General features: G+C 71.3%; 1 protein-coding gene. It reads left to right on the top strand.

Translation table 11 applies throughout. The features are described from left to right. A partial coding sequence (locus EAD89_RS13885; RefSeq protein ID WP_233578648.1) for an AfsR/SARP family transcriptional regulator occupies positions 1–729 on the top strand: 729 nt, incomplete at both ends.

Below are 729 nucleotides of genomic sequence, written 5' to 3' on the forward strand. Positions count from 1 at the left end.
TGCTGGAGGAGTGCGTCGACGTCGAGCTGCGCCTCGGGCGGGCCGCGGAGCTGATCGAGGAGCTGACCGAGAGCGTCGACCGGCATCCGCTGCGGGAACGCCTGCGGGGTCAACTGATGCTGGCACTGTCCTCGGTCGGTCGGCAGGCCGACGCGCTCGCGGTCTACCGGGAGGGCCGCCGCTCCTACGCCGACGAGTTGGGTATCGAACCGGGCGCCGAGTTGCAGAAGCTGCATCAGCGCGTACTCGCCGGCGACCTGGCACTGGCCGGACGGGAAACCCGGTCGGTCGCGCCGGTCCGTTCCCTGCCCCGGGCGATCGGCGATTTCACCGGTCGGCAGGAGACGCTGGCCCGCCTCATGAAGGAGGTGCAGGACGGCGCGCGGATCCAACTGGTCGACGGCATGGCCGGCAGCGGCAAGACCGCCCTCGCCGTGCACGTCGCCACCGCCCTCGCCGACGACTACCCCGACGCGCAGCTCTTCATCGACCTGCACGGGCACAGCGAGCGCACCCCGTTGACGCCGGCCGCGGCGGTGGCCACGCTGCTGCGGCAGCTCGGTGTGCCCGCCGAGCAGGTGCCCACGAACCCGGAAGACCGGTTGGCGCTCTGGCGCACCGAATTGGCCGGTCGGCGAGCCCTTGTGGTGTTGGACAACGCGGCCACCGCCGACCAGGTGACACCGCTTCTGCCCAACGGTTCGCAGTGCCTGATCCTGATCACCAGCC

Origin of the sequence: Micromonospora sp. BL4 (genome assembly GCF_003667505.1) — a bacterium.
Taxonomy (GTDB): Bacteria; Actinomycetota; Actinomycetes; order Mycobacteriales; family Micromonosporaceae; genus Micromonospora.